General features: G+C 66.7%; 22 protein-coding genes. 13 read left to right on the plus strand and 9 right to left on the minus strand.

The window, feature by feature from the left end:
* The first annotated feature begins 106 nt into the window (after window positions 1–106).
* The 4 genes from mtgA to ACSF9G_RS20290 all read left to right on the plus strand — a co-directional run bounded on the left by mtgA (window position 107) and on the right by ACSF9G_RS20290 (window position 3,349).
* Window positions 107–874: a monofunctional biosynthetic peptidoglycan transglycosylase gene (gene mtgA / locus ACSF9G_RS20275; RefSeq protein ID WP_436643934.1), complete on the plus strand. Its 768-nt coding sequence runs from the start codon at window positions 107–109 to the stop codon at window positions 872–874.
* Window positions 875–1,013: 139 nt separating this feature from the next.
* The gene (rpmF, locus tag ACSF9G_RS20280) at window positions 1,014–1,199 is read left to right on the plus strand and encodes a 50S ribosomal protein L32 (protein WP_436643935.1); all 186 of its coding nucleotides are present in this window, start codon (window positions 1,014–1,016) and stop codon (window positions 1,197–1,199) included.
* A 147-nt stretch (window positions 1,200–1,346) separates the two neighbouring features.
* A complete protein-coding gene (locus ACSF9G_RS20285) occupies window positions 1,347–1,751 on the plus strand; it encodes a hypothetical protein (RefSeq protein WP_436643936.1) in 405 nt (134 codons plus the stop codon).
* 5 nt (window positions 1,752–1,756) lie between these two features.
* Window positions 1,757–3,349: a gamma-glutamyltransferase family protein gene (locus ACSF9G_RS20290; protein WP_436643937.1), complete on the plus strand. Its 1,593-nt coding sequence runs from the start codon at window positions 1,757–1,759 to the stop codon at window positions 3,347–3,349.
* A 9-nt stretch (window positions 3,350–3,358) separates the two neighbouring features.
* On the opposite strand, the gene ACSF9G_RS20295 is transcribed toward ACSF9G_RS20290, so the two are convergent.
* Window positions 3,359–3,721: a hypothetical protein gene (locus ACSF9G_RS20295; RefSeq protein WP_436643938.1), complete on the minus strand. Its 363-nt coding sequence runs from the start codon at window positions 3,719–3,721 to the stop codon at window positions 3,359–3,361.
* Between the two features lie 213 nt (window positions 3,722–3,934).
* On the opposite strand from ACSF9G_RS20295, the gene ACSF9G_RS20300 reads away from it, so the two are divergent.
* A complete protein-coding gene (locus ACSF9G_RS20300; protein WP_436643939.1) occupies window positions 3,935–5,671 on the plus strand; it encodes an EAL domain-containing protein in 1,737 nt (578 codons plus the stop codon).
* A gap of 19 nt (window positions 5,672–5,690) precedes the next feature.
* Here the strand turns inward: ACSF9G_RS20300 and phaR are convergent, their stop codons facing one another.
* On the minus strand, window positions 5,691–6,281 hold the full coding sequence (gene phaR, locus ACSF9G_RS20305) for a polyhydroxyalkanoate synthesis repressor PhaR (RefSeq protein ID WP_436643940.1): 591 nt from the start codon (window positions 6,279–6,281) through the stop codon (window positions 5,691–5,693).
* 290 nt (window positions 6,282–6,571) lie between these two features.
* On the opposite strand from phaR, the gene ACSF9G_RS20310 reads away from it, so the two are divergent.
* The 6 genes from ACSF9G_RS20310 (at window position 6,572) to ACSF9G_RS20335 (ending at window position 11,914) form a co-directional block, all read left to right on the plus strand.
* Complete coding sequence (locus ACSF9G_RS20310; RefSeq protein ID WP_436643941.1) at window positions 6,572–7,747, plus strand: acetyl-CoA C-acetyltransferase; 1,176 nt, start codon at window positions 6,572–6,574, stop codon at window positions 7,745–7,747.
* A gap of 104 nt (window positions 7,748–7,851) precedes the next feature.
* Window positions 7,852–8,574: a beta-ketoacyl-ACP reductase gene (locus tag ACSF9G_RS20315; protein WP_436643942.1), complete on the plus strand. Its 723-nt coding sequence runs from the start codon at window positions 7,852–7,854 to the stop codon at window positions 8,572–8,574.
* A gap of 190 nt (window positions 8,575–8,764) precedes the next feature.
* Window positions 8,765–9,706: a calcium/sodium antiporter gene (locus ACSF9G_RS20320; RefSeq protein WP_436643943.1), complete on the plus strand. Its 942-nt coding sequence runs from the start codon at window positions 8,765–8,767 to the stop codon at window positions 9,704–9,706.
* Window positions 9,707–9,830: 124 nt separating this feature from the next.
* A complete protein-coding gene (gene yddG / locus ACSF9G_RS20325; RefSeq protein WP_436643944.1) occupies window positions 9,831–10,739 on the plus strand; it encodes an aromatic amino acid exporter YddG in 909 nt (302 codons plus the stop codon).
* 93 nt (window positions 10,740–10,832) lie between these two features.
* Window positions 10,833–11,558 carry a carbonic anhydrase gene (locus ACSF9G_RS20330; protein ID WP_436643945.1) on the plus strand — a complete coding sequence of 242 codons (726 nt, stop codon included), beginning with the start codon at window positions 10,833–10,835 and terminating at the stop codon, window positions 11,556–11,558.
* Window positions 11,559–11,695: 137 nt separating this feature from the next.
* Window positions 11,696–11,914 (plus strand): hypothetical protein, encoded by a 219-nt coding sequence (locus ACSF9G_RS20335; protein ID WP_436643946.1) that lies wholly within the window; start codon window positions 11,696–11,698, stop codon window positions 11,912–11,914.
* A gap of 13 nt (window positions 11,915–11,927) precedes the next feature.
* On the opposite strand, the gene ACSF9G_RS20340 is transcribed toward ACSF9G_RS20335, so the two are convergent.
* A complete protein-coding gene (locus ACSF9G_RS20340; protein WP_436643947.1) occupies window positions 11,928–12,368 on the minus strand; it encodes a cupin domain-containing protein in 441 nt (146 codons plus the stop codon).
* Complete coding sequence (gene gloB, locus ACSF9G_RS20345) at window positions 12,368–13,138, minus strand: hydroxyacylglutathione hydrolase (protein ID WP_436643948.1); 771 nt, start codon at window positions 13,136–13,138, stop codon at window positions 12,368–12,370. Before gloB ends, ACSF9G_RS20340 begins: the two co-directional genes overlap by 1 nt.
* 128 nt (window positions 13,139–13,266) lie before the next feature.
* Between gloB and ACSF9G_RS20350 the strand changes: the two genes are divergently transcribed.
* The gene (locus ACSF9G_RS20350) at window positions 13,267–14,046 is read left to right on the plus strand and encodes a class I SAM-dependent methyltransferase (protein WP_436643949.1); all 780 of its coding nucleotides are present in this window, start codon (window positions 13,267–13,269) and stop codon (window positions 14,044–14,046) included.
* A 55-nt stretch (window positions 14,047–14,101) separates the two neighbouring features.
* The gene (locus tag ACSF9G_RS20355; RefSeq protein WP_436643950.1) at window positions 14,102–15,118 is read left to right on the plus strand and encodes a DMT family transporter; all 1,017 of its coding nucleotides are present in this window, start codon (window positions 14,102–14,104) and stop codon (window positions 15,116–15,118) included.
* Between the two features lie 33 nt (window positions 15,119–15,151).
* Here the strand turns inward: ACSF9G_RS20355 and lpdA are convergent, their stop codons facing one another.
* The 5 genes from lpdA to sucD form a co-directional block, all read right to left on the minus strand.
* Window positions 15,152–16,555, minus strand: a complete 1,404-nt coding sequence (gene lpdA, locus ACSF9G_RS20360; protein ID WP_436643951.1) for a dihydrolipoyl dehydrogenase — start codon at window positions 16,553–16,555, stop codon at window positions 15,152–15,154.
* Between the two features lie 55 nt (window positions 16,556–16,610).
* On the minus strand, window positions 16,611–17,237 hold the full coding sequence (locus ACSF9G_RS20365; protein WP_436643952.1) for a LysE family translocator: 627 nt from the start codon (window positions 17,235–17,237) through the stop codon (window positions 16,611–16,613).
* A gap of 20 nt (window positions 17,238–17,257) precedes the next feature.
* Entirely contained in the window at window positions 17,258–18,472 is a 1,215-nt protein-coding gene (odhB, locus tag ACSF9G_RS20370) for a 2-oxoglutarate dehydrogenase complex dihydrolipoyllysine-residue succinyltransferase (RefSeq protein ID WP_436643953.1), read from the minus strand.
* Window positions 18,473–18,496: 24 nt separating this feature from the next.
* Window positions 18,497–21,448: a 2-oxoglutarate dehydrogenase E1 component gene (locus ACSF9G_RS20375; protein WP_436643954.1), complete on the minus strand. Its 2,952-nt coding sequence runs from the start codon at window positions 21,446–21,448 to the stop codon at window positions 18,497–18,499.
* A gap of 111 nt (window positions 21,449–21,559) precedes the next feature.
* The gene (gene sucD, locus ACSF9G_RS20380; protein ID WP_436643955.1) at window positions 21,560–22,471 is read right to left on the minus strand and encodes a succinate--CoA ligase subunit alpha; all 912 of its coding nucleotides are present in this window, start codon (window positions 22,469–22,471) and stop codon (window positions 21,560–21,562) included.
* Window positions 22,472–22,473: the final 2 nt, after the last annotated feature.

The following is a 22,473-nucleotide window of genomic DNA, read 5'->3' on the forward strand; positions in this document are numbered from 1 at the left end:
GGCGACTGTGGCCGAGGCGGACGACGATGGCAACTGCTGTCCGGCGCGATCGATGAAATCGCCAGAAAGGTTGCCGGCTGACCGGCAGAGGCGCTATTGCCAGCCGATGGCAACGGCAAAGTCCTCCCGGAAGCCGGCCCCGAAAGGCGGGACGCCGGAGGCGGGACAGAAACGCAACGGCGGCAAGAGGAAGCGGAAGCGCGGCCCGCTGCGGCGGATCGTCCGCCTTGCCGTGACCGTCGCCGTGGTGCTGGTCGCTCTGCCTCTCGTCCTGGTTCCCCTCTATGCCGTCGTGCCTCCGCCGTTCTCGACGCTCGAGGTCTGGACGCGCCTTTCCGGGGGGGCGGTGAAGAAGCAGTGGGTGCCGCTCACCGACATCGCGCCAAACCTCGCCTATGCCGTGATCATGTCGGAAGACGGGAAGTTCTGCGAACACGCCGGCGTCGACTGGTCGGCGGTGCGCGAGGTCATCGATTCCGACGCGTCGCGGGGGGCGAGCACCATCCCCATGCAGGTCGCCAAGAACCTGTTCCTGTGGCAGTCGCGCAGCTACGTGCGCAAGGCGCTGGAGGTGCCGCTGGCCTATTACATGGACTTCGTCTGGTCGAAGCGGCGGATGATCGAGATTTACTTGAATGTCGTCGAATGGGGCCCGGGCGTGTTCGGCGCAGAGGCGGCCGCGCAGTACTGGTTCGGTGTACCCGCCGCGAAGCTGTCCCTGCGCCAGTCGGCGCGCCTGGCCGCGATTCTGCCCAATCCATTGGAGCGAAACCCGGTGAAACCCGGTCGCTCCACCGCCCATCTTGCCGGAATTGTCGAAAAGCGTACCCGCCAGGCCGGCGCCTACGTGACATGCATCCAACCGGACAAATAAAGATTCTGCGTCGATGTGGACTTCCGTTTTGCTCTACTTGGCGCTATAAGCCTGCCGACTTCCGTACTTTCGCCGAGGCTGCCGGGAGCGGATCGCTCTTTCGGGCGCCTGCGGCGCCGCCGTTTGCAGGAGATTAGAAATGGCCGTACCGAAAAGGAAAACCACGCCTATGAAGCGCGGTCACCGGCGTTCCGCCGATGCGCTGAAGGCTCCGACCTATGTCGAGGACAAGGAGTCGGGTGAGCTGCGCCGTCCGCACCATGTCGATCTGAAGACCGGCATGTATCGCGGCCGGCAGGTGCTGCAGCCGAAGGGCAACGACTGAGGTCGTCCGCAGCCTACGACTGACCGACAAGGCCGGCCTCGAGCCGGCCTTTTTCGTTTCGCGGGCCGAGTCGGGGTTTGCCCCGGCATCGCCGGTCTGCAAGATGTCTGGAAACGCCAACCAATCGATTCGTGACGGAGACAGGCCATGTACGGCGTCCCGCTGATGATACTGCCGCTGATCGGCTACAACGTCCTCGAATTCGTTTTCGGCGGCGTCGACTGGCAGGCGCCGGTCTTCTCGCTGACCATGTCGTCGGGCGCGGTTTGGACGGCGACGTCCTCGGACATCTTCCTGCTGGTCACGCTGGTCTTCCTGTTCATCGAGATCCTGAAGGCGACCCATACCGGGTCCGGATCGATCGTCGACCATATCCTGTCGACCGTCGTCTTCGTCGGCTGCGTCATCGAATTCCTGCTCGTCCCGCGGGCCGCGACGTCGACGTTTTTCCTGATGACGGCGATCGCCTTCGTCGATGTCGTCGCCGGTTTCTCGATCACGATCCGCGGAGCCCGGCGCGATTTCGCCGTCGGTCCGCACGGGGACGCCTGACCTGCATGACCCGGGACTTCCAGAAGCCTGGCCGTTCGGCGGTCTACGCCACCGGCGGCCTTGTCGCGACCTCGCATCCACTGGCGTCCGATGCGGCGCTCGATGTCCTGAAGCGCGGCGGCAACGCGGTCGACGCGGCGATCACCGCCGCCGCGATCCTGCCGCTCGCCGAGCCGCAGATGACGTCGATAGGCGGCGATTGCTTCGCCATCGTGGCCGAACCGGACGGCACGCTGCACGGTCTCAACGGCTCGGGCAGGGCGCCGGCCGCGCTGACGCCGGAGCGGGTGGCCGCAGCGGGGCCGGAGGCGCTGGCGGGCAGACACGGCTGCTCAGTGACGGTGCCTGGTGCCATCGACGCCTGGGCACGGCTCCTGGAGCGGTTCGGCACGATCGGGCTCGACGGTGCGCTGGCGCCTGCGATCGACCTCGCCGAGCGCGGGGTCGCGGTGGCCCCGCGTGTCGCCGCCGACTGGGCGGGCGAAGTCGACCGGCTTTCGCGGGACGTTGGCGGGCGCCGGCATTACCTGACCGCGGAGGGGCGCGCACCGTCCGTCGGCGACGTGATGGCATATCCCGCGCTTGCCGCGACGTTGCGCACGGTGGCCGCCGAAGGGCCATCCGGGTTCTATACCGGGACGGTTGCCGAGGACCTGGTCGCCGCGATCGGCCGCCGCGGCGGTTGCATGGCGCTGGAGGATCTGGCGGCCGTCGAGGCGGACTGGGTCGAGCCGATGCTGTCGCCCTATCGCTCGGTGTCGGTCGGCGAGCTGCCGCCGAACGGGCAGGGCATCGTCGCGCTGCTGATGCTGTCGATCCTGTCGCGCTTCGACCTGTCGGGTCTCGACCCGGTCGGCGCCGAGCGGCTGCATCTGGAAATCGAGACGGCGCGGCTCGCCTATGCCTGTCGCGACCGGTTCGTCAGCGATCCGGCGACCGCGGACGTTCCGGCCGCGATGCTGCTCGATGAGGCCTATGTCGACCGGCTGGCAGCGCGAATCCGGCCCGACCGCCGCATGCCGGATCCCGGTCCCGTGGACCCGCGCGACGCGACCGATACGGTCTATCTCTGCGTGGTCGACCAGGACGGCATGGCCGTCTCGTTCATCAATTCGTTGTTCGACTCCTTCGGCTCGGGGATCATCGGGGTGACAAGCGGCGTCGCGATGCAGAACCGGGCCAGCGGCTTCGTCACGACGCCCGGCCATCCCAATCAGGTCGGCCCGCGCAAGCGCCCGATGCACACGCTGATCCCCGGCCTGCTGATGCGCGACGGGCTGCCGCTCGCCGTGTTCGGAGTGATGGGCGGCCAGTACCAGGCCTGCGGCCACGCGCATGTTCTCGGAAACCTGATCGATTTCGGCATGGACCCGCAGGAGGCGATCGATGCCCCGCGGGCCTTCTTCGACGGCGAGTTGACCATGCTGGAGACGGGCATTCCCGAGGCGACCGCCGCCGGGCTTGCCGAACGGGGCCACGAGATCGGGTGGCGCACGATGCCGCTCGGGGGCGGCCAGATGGTGCTGATCGACCGCGAACGCGGGGTTCTGATCGGCGGTTCAGACCCGCGCAAGGACGGCTGCGCGATCGGTTTCTAGGATGGAATGCTAGATCCGGCGGTCGCGGCGGCTGGGCGCCACCGGGCCGAGGGTCGCGGCATCACGATAGGCCGTCCGGGCCTGGTCATTGCCGGCGCGGCGCAGATTGCGCGTCTGAGGCAGGCCCAGATGGGTCGCGATGAGTTGTGCGACGAGCGGCGCCTGGGGCCGCAAGGATGCCGAGAATTGTCCGGGAACCGGGGCCTCCTGTTTACCAGCCGGGACGGGGAGGTGGGCCTGTTCGGCCGAAGTCGCGTTGCCCCGTGACGGCCGGTCGCGGTCATCCGTGCCCGGATCGGCCGCCGGCCGGATTGCTGGAACCGTCCCGATTTCGATCATCTTTGGCCTGACGGACGACTGTGTCGGCGTCATTCTTTGTCTCCGTTCCAGATCGGGACCGGCATCGGCCCCTTGCCCGTACAGGAGCAAGCCCCGCGCCAACCGCTAACGGAATCTTAATCATATTTTGCCGCGGAATGGTCTCAACCCGAGATAGTTTGTTGGGGAAATTTTAACCTAACGGCGGGACGATGGACGATCGGACTAGGCCGCCTTTGCACGTTCTGACCAAAAGGGGAGCAGGATTTGGCGAAGATCGCTGGACTTGCCGACCAGTCGACCGTGGCCGGTGCGCATCGCTCCGTCTCCGAGTCCCTGGACTCGACGGAGGTGCTGCCGCTTGCCGGCGTCGTGGCCTATGACTGGGACCTCGCCACCGATCGGCTGATCTGGAGCAACAAGGCGCCCGAAGTGCTCAAGGTCGCTCCCGAGGCGCTCGCGTCGGGTCGCGGCTACGCGCGCCTGATCGACCCCAAGGGCCCCTCCGGACGCTACGACACCGTCACCGGCACGGGACAGCGAGACGAAGGCGAGGGCGTTGTCTACCACATCGAATACCGGATCCTGACCGAGGACCCCGACGAGAAGGAACTGTGGATCGAGGACAACGGGCGCTGGTACGCCGGTCCCGACGGCAGGCCTGCCAGGGCGCGCGGCGTGGTGCGCGCGGTCAACGAGCGGCGTGCCCGTGACGAACGGCTGATCTATCACAGTGACCAGGACGAGCTGACCGGCGGGTTGAACCGGCCGCGGCTGATAGAGGAGTTGGCCGCCGCGATCGACGCGGCGGACCGCTTTCAGTCGAGCGCGGCCTTTGCCGTGGTGGCGGTGGACAATCTGGCGATCCTGAACGACGCCTACGGATTCGACATCGCCGATGAAGTGATCGCGGGCGTCGCCAGTCGGATTCGCCGCGAGATGCGCGCCGACGACTGCATCGGCCGTCTGTCGGGCAACAAGCTCGGGATCGTCCTCAATGCTTGCTCCGACACCGACCTGTGCGTGGCCATCGCGCGGTTCTCGCGCGCCGTGGGCGCCGGGCCGATCTCGACCGGCACCGGTTCTGTGGCGGTCACGGTATCCGTCGGCGCGGTTGTGTTGCCGCGCCACGGACGCACCGCGAACGACGCGATGATGCATGCCCAGGAAGCGCTCGACGAGGCGCGGGTGCGCGGCTGCGCGGGCATCGTCGTCTATGAGCCCTCACCGCAGCGCGACGCCGTCCGCAAGCACAACGTCCAGGTCGCGGCCCAGATCGTCGCCGCGCTCAACGAGGGCCGCATCGCCCTCGTGCTGCAGCCGGTCGTCGCCGTCGGCGACCGCACGCCGATCTTTCACGAGGCCTTGTGCCGTATAAATCTGGACGACGGCTCGCAAGTCGCCGCCGGCGCGTTCATCGAGACCGCGGAGCGGCTGGGCATCGTCCGCCTCGTCGATCACCGCACGCTCGATCTGGCCGTTGCCAGGCTGGTGCGGGATTCGTCTCTCGTCCTGTCGATCAACGTGTCCGCCGTCAGCGCCTATGACGGAAGCTGGTTCGGCCGCCTGCACGCCCATTTGCGCCGCCATCCGGATATTGCGCACCGGATGATCGTCGAAATCACGGAAACCATGGCGATCCGCGACATGGAACGGGCGGTGGCGTTCGTCCGCTCGGTGCGCGACCTGGGATGCAAGGTCGCGATCGACGATTTCGGCGCCGGCCATACCTCGTTCCGCAACCTGCGATCGCTCGGCGCGGACATCGTCAAGATCGACGGCGCCTTCATCGAACGGATCGCGGAGACCGAGGACGATCGCTTCTTCGTCGCAACGCTGGTGTCGCTCGCCCAGCGCATCGGGCTCGAGACCATCGCGGAAAAGGTCTCGACGGAGACCGACGCCCGCATCCTCGAGGAGCTCGGCGTCGATTACCTGCAGGGCCACCTGTTCCCGACCCTCGAGGACGTCCCGGCGCCAAGCCCGATCCAGGCGGCCGTATAGCCAGCGTCCCGGGCGCCGCTCAGCGCTTCTTCGAAATCTTGTCGAGACGATCCTGAACGTCGGAGAGCTGCCGCTTCAGCGATTCGATCTCGGGATCGCCCTGCCCGGTCTTTTTCGGCTCTTCGGCTTTGGCCATGCCCTGGGGCTGCGCCTCGCCCTCCTGGCCGAAGGGCGAGAACATGCGGAAGGCCCGTTCGAACATCTGCATGTTGCGGCGGACCTGATCCTCCATCGCCCCGATCGCGGTGGCGCCGATGGTCTTGGCCATCTGTTCGCGGAACTTCTCCTGCTCGCGGGTCAGCGAACTCATCGAGAAGTCGAGATAGCTCGGCACCAGGTTCTGCATGCTGTCGCCGTAGAACCGGATGAGCTGGCGCAGGAAATTGATCGGCAGCAGGTTCGGCCCGCGGCTTTCCTGCTCGAAAATGATCTGGGTGAGCACCGAACGGGTGATGTCCTCGCCGCTCTTGGCGTCGATGACGACGAAGTCGTCCTCGGACTTCACCATTTCGGCAAGGTCGTCGAGCGTCACGTAGGTGCTGGTGCCGGTATTGTAGAGACGCCGGTTGGCGTACTTCTTGATTACCGTCGGCTGGTCTGCATTGCTCATTGTTGTCATTGCCGCCTGGAACGGCGCCCCCCGCAATCGTTAGTTGACGTCCACGATAGGAAGTTTTCGTCCGCCGGGCCACCGTTTTTCGCCGCGCCGCAACAAGAGGCGGCGCAAGTCGAATTGACTCCGTGCACTGCAATGCAGCAAACAAGGCGGGATGCGACAGCAGTGTCGTCGCAATTGCGCTATACAAACCTTTCCCACGCGGGTCCGGCGGGGCCGGATACGCAGGAAGGCCACAGAACGTGAACCCGGCTATGGATGCCCGGAACAGGAGACCTGATCCCATGAGTGCCGAAATCGTCATCGCCAGCGCCGCCCGCACGCCGGTCGGTTCGTTCAACGGTTCGCTGTCTTCGGTGCCGGCGTCCTATCTCGGCACGGTCGCCATCAAGGCAGCCCTTGAGCGGGCCGGCGTCGCGCCGGAGGATGTCGGCGAGGTGATCCTGGGGCAGATCCTGACCGCCGCCGCTGGCCAGAACCCGGCGCGCCAGGCTTCGATCGGCGCCGGCATTCCCGTCGAGACGCCGGCATGGGGCATGAACCAGCTATGCGGCTCGGGCCTGCGCGCGGTTGCGCTCGGCATGCAGCAGATCGCCGACGGATCGGCCGGGGTCATCGTCGCCGGCGGTCAGGAATCGATGAGCCAGGCGCCCCACGCCGGGCATCTGCGCAACGGCGTGAAGATGGGCGACTACAAGATGATCGACACGATGATCAAGGACGGCCTCTGGGACGCCTTCAACGGCTACCACATGGGCAACACGGCCGAGAACGTCGCCAAGCAGTGGCAGATCACCCGCGAACAGCAGGACGAGTTCGCCGTCGCCTCGCAGAACAAGGCCGAAGCGGCCAAGAAGGCCGGCAAGTTCAAGGACGAGATCGCACCGGTGACGATCAAGGGCCGCAAGGGCGACGTCGTCGTCGATCAGGACGAGTACATCCGCGAAGGCGTGACGATCGACTCGCTCTCCGGGCTGCGGCCCGCCTTCGACAAGGAAGGCTCGGTGACGGCGGGCAACGCCAGCGGCATCAACGACGGCGCGGCCGTGGTGGTGCTGATGTCGGCAGAGGAAGCCGCCAAGCGCGGTATCACGCCGATGGCGCGCATCGTCTCGTGGGCGAGCGTCGGCGTCGATCCGGCGATCATGGGAACCGGGCCGATCCCGGCGAGCCGCAAGGCGCTGGAGAAGGCCGGCTGGAAGGTCGAGGACCTCGATCTCGTGGAGGCCAACGAGGCGTTCGCCGCTCAGGCCTGCGCGGTCAACAAGGACCTCGGCTGGAACCCGGAGATCGTCAACGTCAACGGCGGCGCCATCGCCATCGGCCATCCGATCGGCGCTTCGGGCGCGCGGGTGCTCAATACGCTGCTGTTCGAAATGCAGAAGCGCGACGCCAAGAAAGGCCTGGCGACGCTTTGCATCGGCGGCGGCATGGGTGTCGCCATGTGCGTCGAGCGCTGAACCGCGGAGACGGCTCCGCATTCGCATCGAACCGTCGCGCGGCCCGCGTCGAAATCCAGTCCGGCGGGCCTCGCGACAGGTCGGTTTAAAGGGAGGGACGAAAAGTGGGACGAGTTGCACTGGTCACCGGTGGGACGCGGGGTATCGGCGAAGCCATCTGCAAGGGCCTGAAGGCCGCGGGATACACGGTTGCGGCCAACTACGGCGGCAATGATGAAGCGGCCAACAAGTTCAAGGACGAAACCGGTATCCCGGTCTACAAATGGGACGTCTCGGACTTCGAGGCCTGCACCGCGGGCATTGCGAAGGTCGAGGCCGATCTCGGGCCGGTGGAGGTTCTGGTGAACAACGCCGGAATCACGCGGGATACCACGCTGCACAAGATGACGGTGGAGCAGTGGAAGGCGGTGACCGACACCAATCTCGGGTCGCTGTTCAACATGTGCCGCCCGGTGATCGAGGGCATGCGCGAGCGCGGCTTCGGGCGCATCGTCAACATCTCGTCGATCAACGGCCAGAAGGGCCAGATGGGCCAGACCAACTATTCCGCCGCCAAGGCCGGCGATATCGGCTTCACCAAGGCGCTGGCCCAGGAGAACGCGCGCAAGGGCGTCACGGTCAACGCGATCTGCCCGGGCTATATCGGCACTGACATGGTGCGCGCCGTTCCCGAAAAGGTGCTGGACTCGATCGTGGCGCAGATTCCGGTCGGTCGCCTCGGCGAGCCGGAGGAGATCGCGCGCTGCGTCGTTTTCCTCGCCGCCGACGATGCCGGCTTCATCACCGGTTCGACGCTGACCGCCAACGGCGGCCAGTACATGGTCTGAGCCGGAACGGGCTCGAAAGACGGCGCCCGCCCTTCGCGGGGCGGGCGTTTCTTTGTCGCGCAGGGACGGCCTAACCCTCGGGGAGTGGGGCGCGCCCTCGCTGCAAGCCCGGCGGCAGGCCTTGCGCCCTGGCCGGCGAAACCACATATCCGCGCCTATCCCGAACTACGCCATTCCGGAGCCAGCTTTCATGACCACCGCTTTGTTCCTGCTCGGCGGGCTGGTGCTGCTGTTCCTGGCTGGCGAGATCCTGGTGCGCGGTTCGGTGCTCCTCGCCCTTCGTCTGGGTGTCTCGCCACTGATGATCGGCCTGACGGTCGTGGGATTCGGCACGTCCATGCCCGAACTGGTGACGAGCCTGCAGGCGGCCTTCGCCGGCGCGCCGGGCATCGCCATCGGCAACATCGTCGGCTCCAACATCGCCAACGTGCTGCTGATCATCGGTATCGCCGCGCTCGTCTCGCCGATTCCTTGCCCCACCCGCAGCGTCATGCGCGACGGCGGCATCATGGTGGCCGCCGCGCTGGCGCTGGCGGCGCTGACCATGGGCGGTGTCCTGACCCGGACCGACGGGGCGATCCTGGTGCTCGGCCTCGCCGTGTACCTGGTCCTGGTCTGGCATCAGGAAAGACGCAAGGTGCAAGGCCCCGCCGATGGCGCCGGCGACGACGCGCCGAAAGCCGGGGCGATCGCCGTTGCGCGCGAGATCGGCCTCGTTCTCGCCGGATTCGCCGGCCTCGTGGTGGGGGGACGGCTGCTGGTCGACGGCGCCGTCGATCTGGCTCAGACCGCCGGGGTCTCCGACACGGTGATCGGTCTGACGGTCGTGGCGATCGGAACCTCGCTGCCCGAACTCGCGACCTCGTTCGTTGCCGCCATGCGCAAGCAATCCGATATCGCCTACGGCAACATCGTCGGCTCGAACGTCTTCAACGTACTCGGTATCGCCGGCGTCACCGCGCTTACGCATCCGATCGCGGTGCCGGCCGAGGTCGTACGCTTCGATATCCCGGTGATGATCGGCGTGATGCTGCTCATGACCGTGTTCGCGGCGACCGGCGCGCGGCTGAGCCGGTCGGAGGGCGCGGTGCTGCTCGGCGGCTATGCCGCCTATCTGCTGGTCGTCGTCTGAGACGCGGGCCGTCGCTGCCGCCACGGCCTCATCAACGGCTACGCGATCCGGGCCCGGTCGCCGAGTTCCGACGTGACGATCCCCGCTTGTCTGCTCCGCCCGGCTGTGGCAATGCGCTAGCCCCATGGACGCATCCACGCTCACGATCGATCGCCGTGTCCGGCTGCGGGCGACCGCGATCGGCTTCAGCGCCGTCTTGATGTGGTCGCTGCTCGCGCTGTTCACGGCGGCGAGCGGCAAGGTGCCGCCGTTCCAGCTCGCGGCGATGTGCTTCCTGATCGGCGGATCGATCGGGCTGGTGCGCTGGGTCGGCGTGCCGTCGGCGCGCGCGAGCCTCAGGCAGCCGGTGATCGTCTGGCTGCTCGGCGTCGGTGGCCTGTTCGGCTATCACTTCTTCTACTTCACCGCGCTGCGCAACGCGCCGGCGGTCGAGGCGGGTCTCATCGCCTATCTGTGGCCGCTCCTGATCGTCCTGTTTTCGGCACTGCTGCCCGGTGAACGGCTCAGGCTCCATCACGTGATCGGCGGCCTGCTCGGACTGGCCGGCGCGGCGCTGATCGTCACCGGCGGGCGCGGCCTGGCGTTCAACCAGGACTACGCGTTCGGCTACGGCGCCGCGCTCGCCTGCGCCCTGATCTGGTCCGGCTATTCCGTGCTGTCGCGCCGGTTTTCCGGCGTGTCGACGGACGTGGTGACCGGCTTCTGCCTGTTGGCGGCGGCGTTGTCGGCGATCGCGCATCTCATGCTCGAGACGACGGTGTGGCCGGCCTCCGCGACCGAATGGGGCGCCGTCGTGGCGCTCGGACTGATGCCGGTGGGCGCGGCCTTCTACGTCTGGGACTACGGCGTCAAGCACGGCGACATCCAGGTGCTCGGGGCGAGTTCCTACGCCGCCCCCCTGCTGTCGACGGTGATCCTGATCGCCGCCGGGTTCGCCGAGGCGACCTGGGCGATTGCACTGGCCTGCGTTCTGATCACCGGCGGCGCGGCGGTCGCGGCCAGGGACCTAATCTGGCGGCGGACGCCCCGGTAGTCCGCTTCGATCCAACTTTGTCGGCCGGTGGAACTATTTCTTCAGCGGTTCCGTGTCCTATGTCCCGATTCATTGGTAAACAGGATGACCTCCATGTGTGAGAAATGCGCGACCACCGGTCGCACCAGTCTGTCTCGGCGCGGCTTCGTTACCGGCATTGCCGGGCTTGCGGCCGCGTCCATGGCCTTGCCGGGTCTGGCCATGGCCGAGCAGGCGGGCACGCCGCAGAACGCGATATCGCCGTCCGACGCGCTGAAGCGCCTGCTCGAAGGCAACGAACGCTACGCCTCCAACCAGGTGGAGCCGCGCGACAACTCCGCCGGGCGGGCGGCCCGCACGCTCGGCCAGCATCCGATCGCCGCGATCCTGAGCTGCGCGGATTCGCGCGTCGCGCCCGAACTCGCCTTCGATCAGGGCCCCGGCGATCTGTTCGTCGTCCGGGTGGCCGGCAACATCGTTTCGCCGGACGGGCTGGCGAGCCTCGAGTTCGGCGTCAAGTTCCTGTCGACGCCGCTCGTCATGGTGCTTGGGCACACGAGCTGCGGTGCCGTCAACGCGGCCATCAGCACCGTTCGCGACGACGCTGTCCTGCCGGGTCACCTGCCCGGCCTGATCAACGCGATCGAGCCGGCCGTGATCGCGGCCAAGGCGAACGATCCGAAGGATCTTCTGGCCGAGGCGACGAAGGAAAACGTCCGCTTGACGCAGAAGGCCCTCGTCAAGGGCAGCGCGATTATCGCCGAAGCCGCCGATGCCGGTCGCATCGAAATCGTCGGTGGGGTCTACGACCTTGCGACGGGCCGCGTGGCGATGCTCTGAGGCTCTTTTCGGTGCCGGTGTGAAAGCCGGCACCGATCAGGTTAGCAAGTTGCATATACCAGCCATTCGATTTCGCGGATCGGCGAAACCGAATTTTTAAAATCCTGGGTTGTTATTGGATTGTAGGATAACAACCCTTGGGGCAGTTCATGTCCGCCAATCTCATGCGCGCGGCGTTGGCCGTTCTTGTTCTTGGATGGTCCCCGATCCTGCTCTACACCGCGTTCGGGCCGCTGGACGGCAACCCGATCGGGCTCGGCCTCCTTGCCTGGGCGTCGATTCCCTTCTCGCTGATCCTGGCAGTCCTGGCGGGACTCACGTTCCTCGTAGGGAATGGGCCCGACCGCCGCGCGTAGACGGCTTTGCGTGTCAGCCCGGACGCCAGTTCTTCGGGGCCAGTTCGAAACCGGCGAAATCGAAGCCGGGGGCGACGGTGCAGCCGACCAGCGTCCACGCGCCGAGGCTTTCGGCGGCCTGCCAGGCATGCGGCGGAACCACGGCCTGCGGGCGCTCGTCGGCGGCAAGGTCGTTGCCCAGCCGGTGTGTCGTCACCGCCTTGCCGTCGGTGCTGATGTGCAGCGCCAGCGGCGCGCCGGCGTACCAGTGCCACATCTCGCTGGCGTCGACCTTGTGCCAGTGGCTGAACTCGCCCGATCGCAGCAGGAAGTAGATGCCGGTCGAATGATCGCGCGCACCGGCGGGATGTGCGTCGCGGAAGGTCTCGACGAAATGGCCGCCTTCGGGATGCGGCTGCATCTTCAGCAGCGCGATGACGTCCTCGGCGGTCATCGTCGACTTTGCCCCTCCCATCAGAAATTGTCCTTGCGCCGGCGGATCTCGGCGAAGACCGCCGCCGGGTCCGCGTTCGGCATGCCGACGGCCATCTTCACCTCGTCGCGGTCGGCGCGCAGGAACGGATTGGAGTCGCGTTCGGCGCCGATGGTCGAGGGGATCGTCGGTTCGCCGCGGGCGCGCTTTTCGTCGATCTCGCCGACGCGGGCCTGAAGGTGGACGTTGGCCGGTTCGATGGTGACGGCGAATTCCGCGTTCGCCTGGGTGTACTCGTGGCCGCAATAGAGCAGCGTCTCGCGCGGCAGCCGTGCGAGCTTCTCCAGCGAGGCCCACATCTGGTCCGTCGTGCCTTCGAAGACGCGGCCGCAGCCAAGCGCGAACAGGGTGTCGCCGGCGAAGACGACACCGGGGTCGGGAAACCACCAGGCGATATGGCCGAGGGTATGGCCAGGCGTGTCGAAGATTCGCGCCTCGTAGCGGCCGAATTGGAAGGTATCGCCTTCGCCCAGGCTCTCGTCGACCCCCGGCACCTTGCCCGCCTCGCCGCGCGGTCCGACGACCTTGCAGCCGTACCTGGCCTTCAGGGCGGGGATGCCCTGGGTGTGGTCGGCATGGTGATGGGTGACGAGGATGTGGGTCAGCGTCCAGCCCGTTTCCTCGAGCGCCTTTTCGACGGCCTCCGCCTCCGGGGCGTCGATCGAGGCGGTGACGCCGGAGGCCTCGTCGTGGATCAGCACGCCGTAATTGTCGCTGAGGCAGGGGAACAGTCGGATCTCGAGGCCTTGCATGGCGTCTCTCCTCGGCGCTGGCCCCTTGAAACCGGTCCGCGTGGGGCACTTCAGAAAGGGTTCCAGGTTACCTATCATCCGGGAGCGAAACGGGCCAACCCCGAACGACCGGATATCGTCGAGGTGCAATGTATATAGATATCGTCGATCTCAGGGACTTCTATGCTACCGGCCTGGGGCAGACCGCGCGGCGGCTGCTGGTGCACCGGCTGCGCCGGCTGTGGCCGGATCTCTCCGGCCTGACGGTGGTCGGTCTCGGCTATGCCGGGCCGATGCTCGGCGTCTTCCGCGAGGAATCGGAATGCACGCTCGCCTTCATGCCGGCGGAACAGGGCGTGGTGAACTGGCCGGCCGACGGGCCGTCGTCGTCCGCGCTCGTCGACGAGACGCAGCTGCCGCTCGGCAATAGCACGGTCGACCGGCTCGTGCTGATGCATTGCCTGGAAATGTCGGAGCAGCCACGCGACCTGATGCGGGAAGCCTGGCGGGTCCTGGCGCCTGGGGGCCGCCTGGCGGTGCTGGTGCCGAACCGGCGCGGCCTGTGGGCGCGGTTCGAGCACACTCCGTTCGGACACGGGCGTCCCTACAGCCGCTCGCAGATCGTCAGGCTGCTGCGCGACACGCTGTTCACGCCGAACAGCTGGGGCGAGGCGCTTTGGGTGCCGCCGTTCCGCGGACGCTTCATGATCCGCTCGGCCGCGGCCTGGGAGCGGGCCGGCACCGTCATCCGGGCGATGCCGCCGGGCGTGCTGCTGGTCGAGGCGACGAAGCAGCTCTACGCGGCCGTGCCGGCGAAGGAGCGCAGCCGCGCGCGCGTGCGGTTCGTGCCCGCGCTCGCGGGCAAGCCGGTGCAGACGCGGAGCATGGGGGGCGCGACCCGTCGCATGCCGCTGCCGCGGCCCGAATAGCCACCCTGCGTTTTCCGCGCTGGCCGGGTCCGTGAAGCCGTGATACGCGATTTTGATGACCACTGTCCCGTCCGGCCGGCAGCGGGATCTCCGCGACGAGACCGTACCGCCGCAAACCGCCGCACCCGAGGTTCCGGTCGTCTTCCGCAAGGAGCCGAAGCCTTCCGGCCCGCCGCGCAGCCTTGTCATCGGCTACGTCCTTGCCGTTCTCGGCGCCCTGACGTTTTCCTCCAAGGCGATCTTCATCAAGCTCGCATACGCCGAGGGTATCGGGGTCGAGGCACTGCTGGCGCTGCGCATGATGCTGTCGCTGCCGGTCTATCTGGTCGTCGGCGCGCTGTCGCTGCGCGACCGGCGTCGACGCGGAGAGGGGCTGCCCGGCTTCGACCTGTTCGCCAAGGCGGTGCTGGTCGGGGTGCTCGGCTATTGGGTCGCGATGTATCTCGATTTTCTCGGGCTCGACCTGATCCCGGCGCAGCTCAACGTTCTGATCCTGATGACTTATCCGCTGTTCGTGGTGATCTTCGGCGCGCTCTTCTTCCGCTTTCCCGTGCAGGTTCGCGCCGTGGTCGCGTTCGCGATCAGCTATATCGGCCTGGCCATCATCTTCTACGGAAAGCTGGGAACGGCGAACGGCGATGTCGCGCTTGGCGCCGGCATGGTGCTTGGATCGGCGATCTGTTTCGCGATCTACATGCTGTACGCCCGCGAGATAATCGGCCGCATGGGGCCGCGGCTGTTCACCTGCGTGACGATGATCGCGGTGGCGGTGCTGGCGATCGCGGGTTTCCTCGTGAGCGAGCCCGTTTCCGCGCTCGTCATAACGCCGGCGGGATGGACCTACGCGATCCTGCTCGCCGTTGTGGCGACGATCCTGCCGACCTTCATGATGAACGCGGCGCTGCAGCACATCACCGCGCAGGCCAACGCGACCATCGGCATGCTGTCGCCGGTCGCGACGATCCTGCTTGCCACGATCGTCCTCGGCGAGGTGCTGGGCACGCGCGACATGATCGGCGCCGTGCTGGTCATCGGCGGCGTGGGATGGTTCACGCTCAGCGGCCGGAGGTAACGCCCGGCCGCTGCTAGTCAGAGGTGGCGCGCGTCAGATGTGGATGGCGCGCTTGCCCGCCGCCAGGGCCGCCTCGCGGACGGCTTCCGACAGGGTGGGATGGGCATGGCAGGTGCGGGCCAGATCCTCGGCCGAGCCGCCGAACTCGATTAGTACCGTCAGTTCCGCGATCAGCTCGCCGGCGACGGGGCCGACGATGTGGGCGCCCAGGACCCGGTCGGTCTTCGCATCGGCGAGAACCTTCACGAAGCCGTCGGTCGCATTCATGGCCCGGGCGCGGCCGTTGGCGGAGAAGGGGAACTTGCCGGTCACATAGGCGATGCCGGCCTCCTTCAGCTCCTCCTCGGTCTTGCCGACCGAGGCGACTTCCGGGCGCGTGTAGACGACGCCGGGAATGGCGTTGTAGTTCACGTGACCGGCCTGGCCGGCAAGGAGCTCCGCGACCGCGACACCCTCTTCCTCGCCCTTGTGGGCCAGCATCGGTCCGACGATGACGTCGCCGACCGCGTAGATGCCGTCGACTGTGGTCTTGTAGTGGTCGTCGGTCTTCACCCGGCCGCGTTCGTCGAGCTCGACGCCGACCTCCTTCAGGCCGAGGCCCTCGGTGTAGGGGACGCGGCCGACGGCGACCAGGACCACGTCTGCGTCCAGCTGCTCCGCGTCGCCGCCCTTGGCCGGTTCGACGGAGACCTTCAGCGTCTTGTCCGTGGCGTCGACGCCGGTGACCTTGGAGCCGAGCTTGAAGGTGAAGCCCTGCTTCTGAAGCGTGCGCTGGAACTGCTTGGCGACCTCGCCGTCCATGCCGGGCAGGATGCGGTCGAGGAACTCGACGACCGTTACCTCCGCGCCGAGGCGGGCCCAGACCGAGCCGAGCTCGAGGCCGATGACGCCGGCGCCGATCACCAGCAGCTTGCCGGGCACCTTCGGCAGCGACAACGCGCCGGTCGAGGTGACGATGCGCTTCTCGTCGACGTCTATGCCGGGCAGGCGCGTGGAATCGGAGCCGGTGGCGATGACGATGTTCTTGGCCTCGAGGACCTGCTTGTCGCCCGTCTCGGGCGTCACCTCAACCTTGCCGGGCGCGACGATGCGGCCCGTTCCGATGACGCCGTCGATCTTGTTCTTCTTGAACAGGAAGGCGACGCCGTCGACATTGCCTTTCACCGTGCCGTCCTTGTGAGCCATCATGGCCTTCAGGTCGAGCTTCGGCGCACCGACCTTGACCCCGAGCTTCTCGAGCCCGTGGCCGGCCTCCTCGAACATCTCGGAGGCGTGCAGAAGCGCCTTCGACGGGATGCAGCCGATATTGAGGCAGGTGCCGCCGTAGGTCGCGCGCTTCTCGACGACGGCGACCTTCATGCCGAGTTGCGACGCGCGGATGGCGCAGACGTAGCCGGCCGGGCCGGAACCGATGATGACGAGATCGTAGGAAGCCATTGAACTGCCTCTTTGCGTTTGTAGTCGTTGCGACTGATGTCGCTCCGGCCGCCGGTCAGCGGCCTGCGAAAGCGAGACGCAGCCCGAAGCCCGCGAAGGCGGCGGCAACGGTGCGGCGCATCCATTTGAGAACCGTCTCCGAGCGCAGGACGCGCTCGCCGACGAGGGCGGCGAACATCCCGTAGCCAACGAAGACGACGAAGGTCATGGCCATGAAGACCGCGCCCAGGAACAGCATCTGCGCGGTGGGAGAGCCTGCCGCGACTCCGTCGCCGACGTGTATGAACTGGGGCAGAAAGGCGAGGAAGAACACCGAGAGTTTCGGGTTCAGCACGTTTATCAGGCAACCGGTGCGGGCGATGGCTAAAAGGCTGCGGGGCGCTGGTTTCTGATTGCCGATCTGCATAGGCCCGGATTCTTTCAGGGTCTGCCAGGCGAGATAGAGCAGGTAGGCCGCGCCAATGTACTTCAGGACCTGGAAGGCCAGCGCGCTCGTATGGAAGATCGCGGCAAGGCCGACCACGGACGCAACAAGCGCCGGCACGATTCCCAAGGTGCACCCCAAGGCGGCGGCGATGCTTTCCCGGCGGCCGGCGGTGAGACCGGTCGCCACCGTGTAGATCACCCCGGTTCCCGGAATCAGCACGACGACGAGCGCTGTGAGGAGGAACTCCGGGGACATTGCTCCAACCTGTTCTCGGACTACAGATCCAGCACGAGCCGCTGCGGGTCCTCGATCGATTCCTTGATGCGCACGAGGAAGGTCACGGCTTCCTTGCCGTCGACGATGCGGTGATCGTAGCTGAGCGCCAGATACATCATCGGGCGGATCACCACCTGGCCGTTGCGGGCGACGGGACGCTCCTCGATGCGGTGCATGCCGAGGATACCCGACTGCGGCATGTTGAGGATCGGCGTCGACAGCAGCGATCCGTAGACGCCGCCATTGGTGATGGTGAAGGTGCCGCCCTGCATCTCGTCGATGCCGAGCTTGCCGTCGCGGGCGCGCCGGCCGTAGTCGCCGATGGTCTTCTCGATCTCGGCGAGGCTCATCTGGTCGGCGTCGCGCACCACCGGCACGACGAGGCCCCTGTCGGTGCCGACGGCGACGCCGACATGGTAGTAGTTCTTGTAGACGAGATCGGTGCCGTCGATCTCGGCGTTGACCGCCGGGATCTCCTTGAGGGCCTGGATCACCGCCTTGACGAAGAAGCCCATGAAGCCGAGGCGCACGCCGTGCTTCTTCTCGAACAGCTCCTTGTACTGCTTGCGCAGTTCCATCACCGCGCCCATGTCGACGTCGTTGAACGTCGTCAGCATGGCCGCCGTGTCCTGGGCGTCCTTGAGGCGGCGCGCGATGGTCTGGCGCAGCTTGGTCATGCGCACCCGCTCCTCGCGGGCGGCATCGTCTTCGGCGACCGGCGCGCGGGCGGCCTGGGGCTTCGCGACCGGGGCGGTGATGCCGGTCTCCAACGCCTTCAGCACGTCTTCCTTCAGCACCTGACCGCGCTTGCCCGAGCCCGATACCTGATCGGCGGACATGCCCTTCTCGGCGAGCATCTTGCCGGCGGCGGGCGAGGGCGGCATCTCCGGCCCCTTGGCCGCAGCCGGTGCGGCCGCCTCGGCCTTCGGGGCCTCGGCAGGCTTCGCGGCCTTCGGGGCGGGCGCGGCGCCGGCGGCGCCTTCGGCGAACTGGGCCAGCAGGGCGCCGACCTCGACGGTCTGGCCTTCCTCCACGACGATCTCGGACAGGGTCCCGGCCGCGGGCGCGGGCACCTCGACGGTGACCTTGTCGGTCTCGAGCTCGACCAGCGGCTCATCCTGGGCCACGGCGTCGCCGGGCTTCTTGAACCATTGGCCCACCGTCGCTTCGGTTACGGATTCACCAAGCGTCGGTACGCGGATTTCCATCGCCATTCTCGTCGTCCTTGAGGGTCGGGCTTATTCGGTTAGGGCCTCGTCGAGGAAGGCCTCGAGCTGAGCCAGATGCTTCGACATGAGGCCGGTTGCCGTCGCGGCGGCGCCGGCGCGGCCGACATAGCGCGGCCGGCGGTGCTTGGCCTCGATCTGGTTGAGCACCCATTCCAGATAGGGCTCGATGAAGTTCCAGGCCCCCATGTTGCGGGGCTCTTCCTGGCACCAGACCATCTCGGCATTCTTGAAACGGGCAAGCTCGGTCACCAGCGCCTTGGCGGGCACGGGATAGAGCTGCTCGAGCCGGAGCAGATAGACATCGTCGATGCCGCGCTTCTCGCGCTCCTCGTAGAGGTCATAGTAGACCTTGCCGGAGCACATGACCACGCGACGGATCTTGTCGTCCTTGGCGAGCTTGATCTTCTCGCCCTCGCGGATCTCCGCATCGTCCCACAACAGACGGTGGAAGCAGGACTCCTGGACCAGTTCCGACAGCTTCGAGACCGCCCGCTTGTGGCGCAGAAGCGATTTCGGCGTCATCAGGATCAGCGGCTTGCGGAAATCGCGCTTCATCTGCCGGCGCAGGATGTGGAAGTAATTCGCCGGCGTCGTGCAGTTGGCGACCTGCATGTTGTCCTCGGCGCACATCTGCAGATAGCGCTCCAGACGGGCGGAGGAATGCTCCGGGCCCTGGCCCTCGTAGCCGTGCGGCAACAGCATCACGAGACCGGACATGCGCAGCCACTTGCGCTCGCCGGCCGAGATGAACTGGTCGACCACCACCTGGGCGCCGTTGGCGAAATCGCCGAACTGGGCCTCCCATATGGTCAGCGCGCGCGGCTCTGCCAGCGAAAACCCGTACTCGAAGCCGAGCACGGCCTCTTCCGAGAGCATCGAATTGATGACCTCGTAGTGGGCCTGGTCGTCCGACAGGTTGTCGAGCGGGATGTAGCGGTCCTCGGATTCCTGGTCGTACAGGACCGAGTGGCGTTGCGAGAAGGTGCCGCGTTCGCAGTCCTGGCCGGACAGCCGGACCGGAATGCCCTCGACGCAGAGGCTGCCGAAGGCGAGCGCTTCCGCGGTCGCCCAGTCGATGCCCTCGCCGGTCTCCATCATCGCGCGGCGATTGTCGAGGAAACGCTTGACGGTGCGGTGGACCTTGAAGTCCGGGGGCACCTCGCACAGCTTCACGCCGATGTCCTTCAGCGCATCTTCCGGGACGCCGGTATGGCCGCGGCGCGGGCCTTCGTCGTTGGCGACCTTGTAGCCCGACCAGCGACCGTCCAGCCAGTCGGCCTTGTTGGGCCTGTAGCTGGTGCCGGCATCGAACTCGGCTTCCAGCTTGGCGCGCCAGTCGGCCTTGAGCTGTTCGACCTCGTCGGCGGTGACCAGTCCCTCGGCGACCAGCTTGTCGGCGTAGATCTGCAGCGTCGTGGGATGCGAGCGGATCTTCCGATACATGATCGGCTGGGTGAACGCCGGCTCGTCGCCCTCGTTGTGGCCGAAACGACGGTAGCAGAACATGTCGATGACGACCGGCTTGTGGAACCGCTGGCGGAACTCGGTCGCCACCTTGGCGGCGAATACCACGGCTTCGGGATCGTCGCCGTTCACGTGCAGGATCGGCGCCTCGATCATCTTGGCGACGTCCGAGGGGTAGGGCGAGGACCGCGAGAAGCGGGGATTGGTGGTGAAGCCGATCTGGTTGTTGACGATGAAGTGCACGGAGCCGCCGGTGCGGTGGCCCTTCAGGCCGGACAGGCCGAAACACTCGGCCACGACGCCCTGGCCGGCGAAGGCGGCGTCGCCGTGGATGAGCAGCGGCATCACCGTGGAGCGGTCGGGATCGCGCAGCTGGTCCTGCTTGGCGCGCACCTTGCCGAGCACGACCGGATCGACGATCTCCAGATGCGACGGGTTGGCGGTCAGCGACAGGTGTACCTTGTTGTTGTCGAACTCCCGGTCGGAGGAGGCGCCGAGGTGGTACTTGACGTCGCCGGAGCCTTCGACCTCGTCGGGGGAGGCCGAGCCGCCCTTGAACTCGTGGAAGATCGCCCGGTGCGGCTTGGCCATCACCTGGGCCAGCACGTTGAGACGACCTCGGTGGGCCATGCCGACGACGATCTCGTTCACGCCTAGATGACCGCCGCGCTTGATGATCTGCTCGAGCGCGGGAACCATCGACTCGGCGCCGTCGAGGCCGAAGCGCTTGGTGCCGGTGTACTTGACGTCAAGGAACTTCTCGAAGCCCTCGGCCTCCACCAGCTTGTTGAGGATCGCCCTCTTGCCTTCCGGCGTGAAGCTCACCTCCTTGTCGGGGCCCTCGATGCGCTCCTGGATCCAGCCCTTCTCGGCCGGATCGGAGATGTGCATGAACTCGACGCCGATGGTGTTGCAGTACGTGCGCCGGAGGATTTCCAGCATCTCGGGGATCGTGGCGAACTCGAGCCCGAGCACGTGATCGATGAAGATCGGCCGCTCGTAGTCCGCCTCGGTGAAGCCGTAGCTTTCCGGCTCCAGCTCGGGATGGCTGACCGGCGGGTTGACGCCCAGCGGGTCCAGGTTGGCTGCCAGATGGCCGCGCATGCGGTAGGCGCGAATCATCATCAGGGCGCGCACCGAATCGCGGGTGGCGCGCATCACCGCTTCCTCGGACATCTCGACGCCCTGGCCCTGGGCCTTGGCGCGGATCTTCTCGCCAACCGCGGATTCGACGGGCATCCAGTTGGAATCGAGGGCGCTGACCAGCTCGCCGTTCATCGGGATCGGCCAGTCGTTGCGTTCCCACGAGGCGCCGCGCGCCTCGGCGATCACAGTTTCGCGATCGTCCTGGAGCGCCTCGAAAAACGACCGCCAACCGGCGTCGACGGACTCGGGATTGCGCTGGTAACGCGCGTACTGATCTTCAATCCACCCCGCATTGGCGCCGTAAAGGAACGACGTCAACGCGAAGGCTTCATTAGCCTCTTGCTTGGCCATGATCGGCTCCGGCGGGGCATCGGCGCCCCTTCATCTGAACTACGGGACCACTCTCGCGGTCGACTCAATTGGGTACTGAGCGCACTAAAGCCAACCTTTGTTCCAATTTGGTTAGCCTTTCAACACCTCAACGAGCGTCTTTCCCAGACGTGCCGGCGAGGGCGATACGCGGATGCCCGCCGCTTCCATCGCGGCGATCTTGTCTTCCGCGCCGCCTTTGCCGCCGGAAATGACCGCGCCGGCGTGGCCCATGGTGCGGCCGGGAGGTGCGGTGCGTCCGGCGATGAAGCCGACCATAGGCTTCTTCCGGCCTGCCTTCGCCTCGTCCCTGATGAACTGGGCGGCGTCCTCTTCCGACGAACCGCCGATCTCGCCGATCATCACGATCGACTGGGTCTCGGGGTCGGCGAGGAACATCTCCAGGACATCGATGAAGTCGGTACCCTTGACCGGGTCGCCGCCGATGCCGACCGCGGTGGTCTGGCCCAGGCCTTCCATCGAGGTCTGGTAGACGGCCTCGTAGGTCAGGGTGCCTGAGCGCGAGACGACACCGACGGAGCCCTTGCGGAAGATCGAGCCCGGCATGATGCCGATCTTGCATTCGTCCGGCGTCAGCACGCCGGGGCAGTTCGGCCCGATCAGGCGGGAACTGGACTTGTCGAGCTTGGCCTTGGCCTTGACCATGTCCATCACCGGGATTCCCTCGGTGATGCAGACGATCAACGGGATCTCCGCGTCGATCGCCTCCTCGATGGCCGCGCCGGCGCCGGCCGGCGGCACGTAGATGACCGAGGCGTTGGCACCAGTCGCCGCCTTTGCCTCGGCGACGGTCGCGAAGATCGGCAGGGCCTTCTCGGCGCCGTCGACATGGCCGACCCAGCTTTCGCCGCCCTTCTTCGGATGAACGCCGGCGACCATCTGGGTGCCGTGGTAGGCGAGTGCCTGTTCGGTATGGAAGGTACCGGTCTTGCCGGTCAGGCCCTGGACGATGACCTTGGTATTGCGATCGACGAGAATAGACATGA

Origin of the sequence: Microbaculum mangrovi (assembly GCF_051390635.1) — a bacterium.
GTDB lineage: Bacteria > Pseudomonadota > Alphaproteobacteria > Rhizobiales > Tepidamorphaceae > Microbaculum.

Coding starts and splice junctions, on each gene's coding strand:
- ACSF9G_RS20295 (WP_436643938.1), bottom strand. CDS start 3,721: ATGACGCCGACACAGTCGTCCGTCAGGCCAAAGATGATCGAAATCGGG.
- ACSF9G_RS20365 (WP_436643952.1), bottom strand. CDS start 17,237: ATGTCCCCGGAGTTCCTCCTCACAGCGCTCGTCGTCGTGCTGATTCCG.
- ACSF9G_RS20340 (WP_436643947.1), bottom strand. CDS start 12,368: ATGGGAGGGGCAAAGTCGACGATGACCGCCGAGGACGTCATCGCGCTG.
- ACSF9G_RS20375 (WP_436643954.1), bottom strand. CDS start 21,448: ATGGCCAAGCAAGAGGCTAATGAAGCCTTCGCGTTGACGTCGTTCCTT.
- ACSF9G_RS20355 (WP_436643950.1), top strand. CDS start 14,102: ATGACCACTGTCCCGTCCGGCCGGCAGCGGGATCTCCGCGACGAGACC.
- ACSF9G_RS20320 (WP_436643943.1), top strand. CDS start 8,765: ATGACCACCGCTTTGTTCCTGCTCGGCGGGCTGGTGCTGCTGTTCCTG.
- yddG (WP_436643944.1), top strand. CDS start 9,831: ATGGACGCATCCACGCTCACGATCGATCGCCGTGTCCGGCTGCGGGCG.
- ACSF9G_RS20285 (WP_436643936.1), top strand. CDS start 1,347: ATGTACGGCGTCCCGCTGATGATACTGCCGCTGATCGGCTACAACGTC.
- lpdA (WP_436643951.1), bottom strand. CDS start 16,555: ATGGCTTCCTACGATCTCGTCATCATCGGTTCCGGCCCGGCCGGCTAC.
- phaR (WP_436643940.1), bottom strand. CDS start 6,281: ATGAGCAATGCAGACCAGCCGACGGTAATCAAGAAGTACGCCAACCGG.
- ACSF9G_RS20290 (WP_436643937.1), top strand. CDS start 1,757: ATGACCCGGGACTTCCAGAAGCCTGGCCGTTCGGCGGTCTACGCCACC.
- odhB (WP_436643953.1), bottom strand. CDS start 18,472: ATGGCGATGGAAATCCGCGTACCGACGCTTGGTGAATCCGTAACCGAA.
- mtgA (WP_436643934.1), top strand. CDS start 107: ATGGCAACGGCAAAGTCCTCCCGGAAGCCGGCCCCGAAAGGCGGGACG.
- rpmF (WP_436643935.1), top strand. CDS start 1,014: ATGGCCGTACCGAAAAGGAAAACCACGCCTATGAAGCGCGGTCACCGG.
- sucD (WP_436643955.1), bottom strand. CDS start 22,471: ATGTCTATTCTCGTCGATCGCAATACCAAGGTCATCGTCCAGGGCCTG.
- ACSF9G_RS20330 (WP_436643945.1), top strand. CDS start 10,833: ATGTGTGAGAAATGCGCGACCACCGGTCGCACCAGTCTGTCTCGGCGC.
- ACSF9G_RS20310 (WP_436643941.1), top strand. CDS start 6,572: ATGAGTGCCGAAATCGTCATCGCCAGCGCCGCCCGCACGCCGGTCGGT.
- gloB (WP_436643948.1), bottom strand. CDS start 13,138: ATGCAAGGCCTCGAGATCCGACTGTTCCCCTGCCTCAGCGACAATTAC.
- ACSF9G_RS20350 (WP_436643949.1), top strand. CDS start 13,267: ATGTATATAGATATCGTCGATCTCAGGGACTTCTATGCTACCGGCCTG.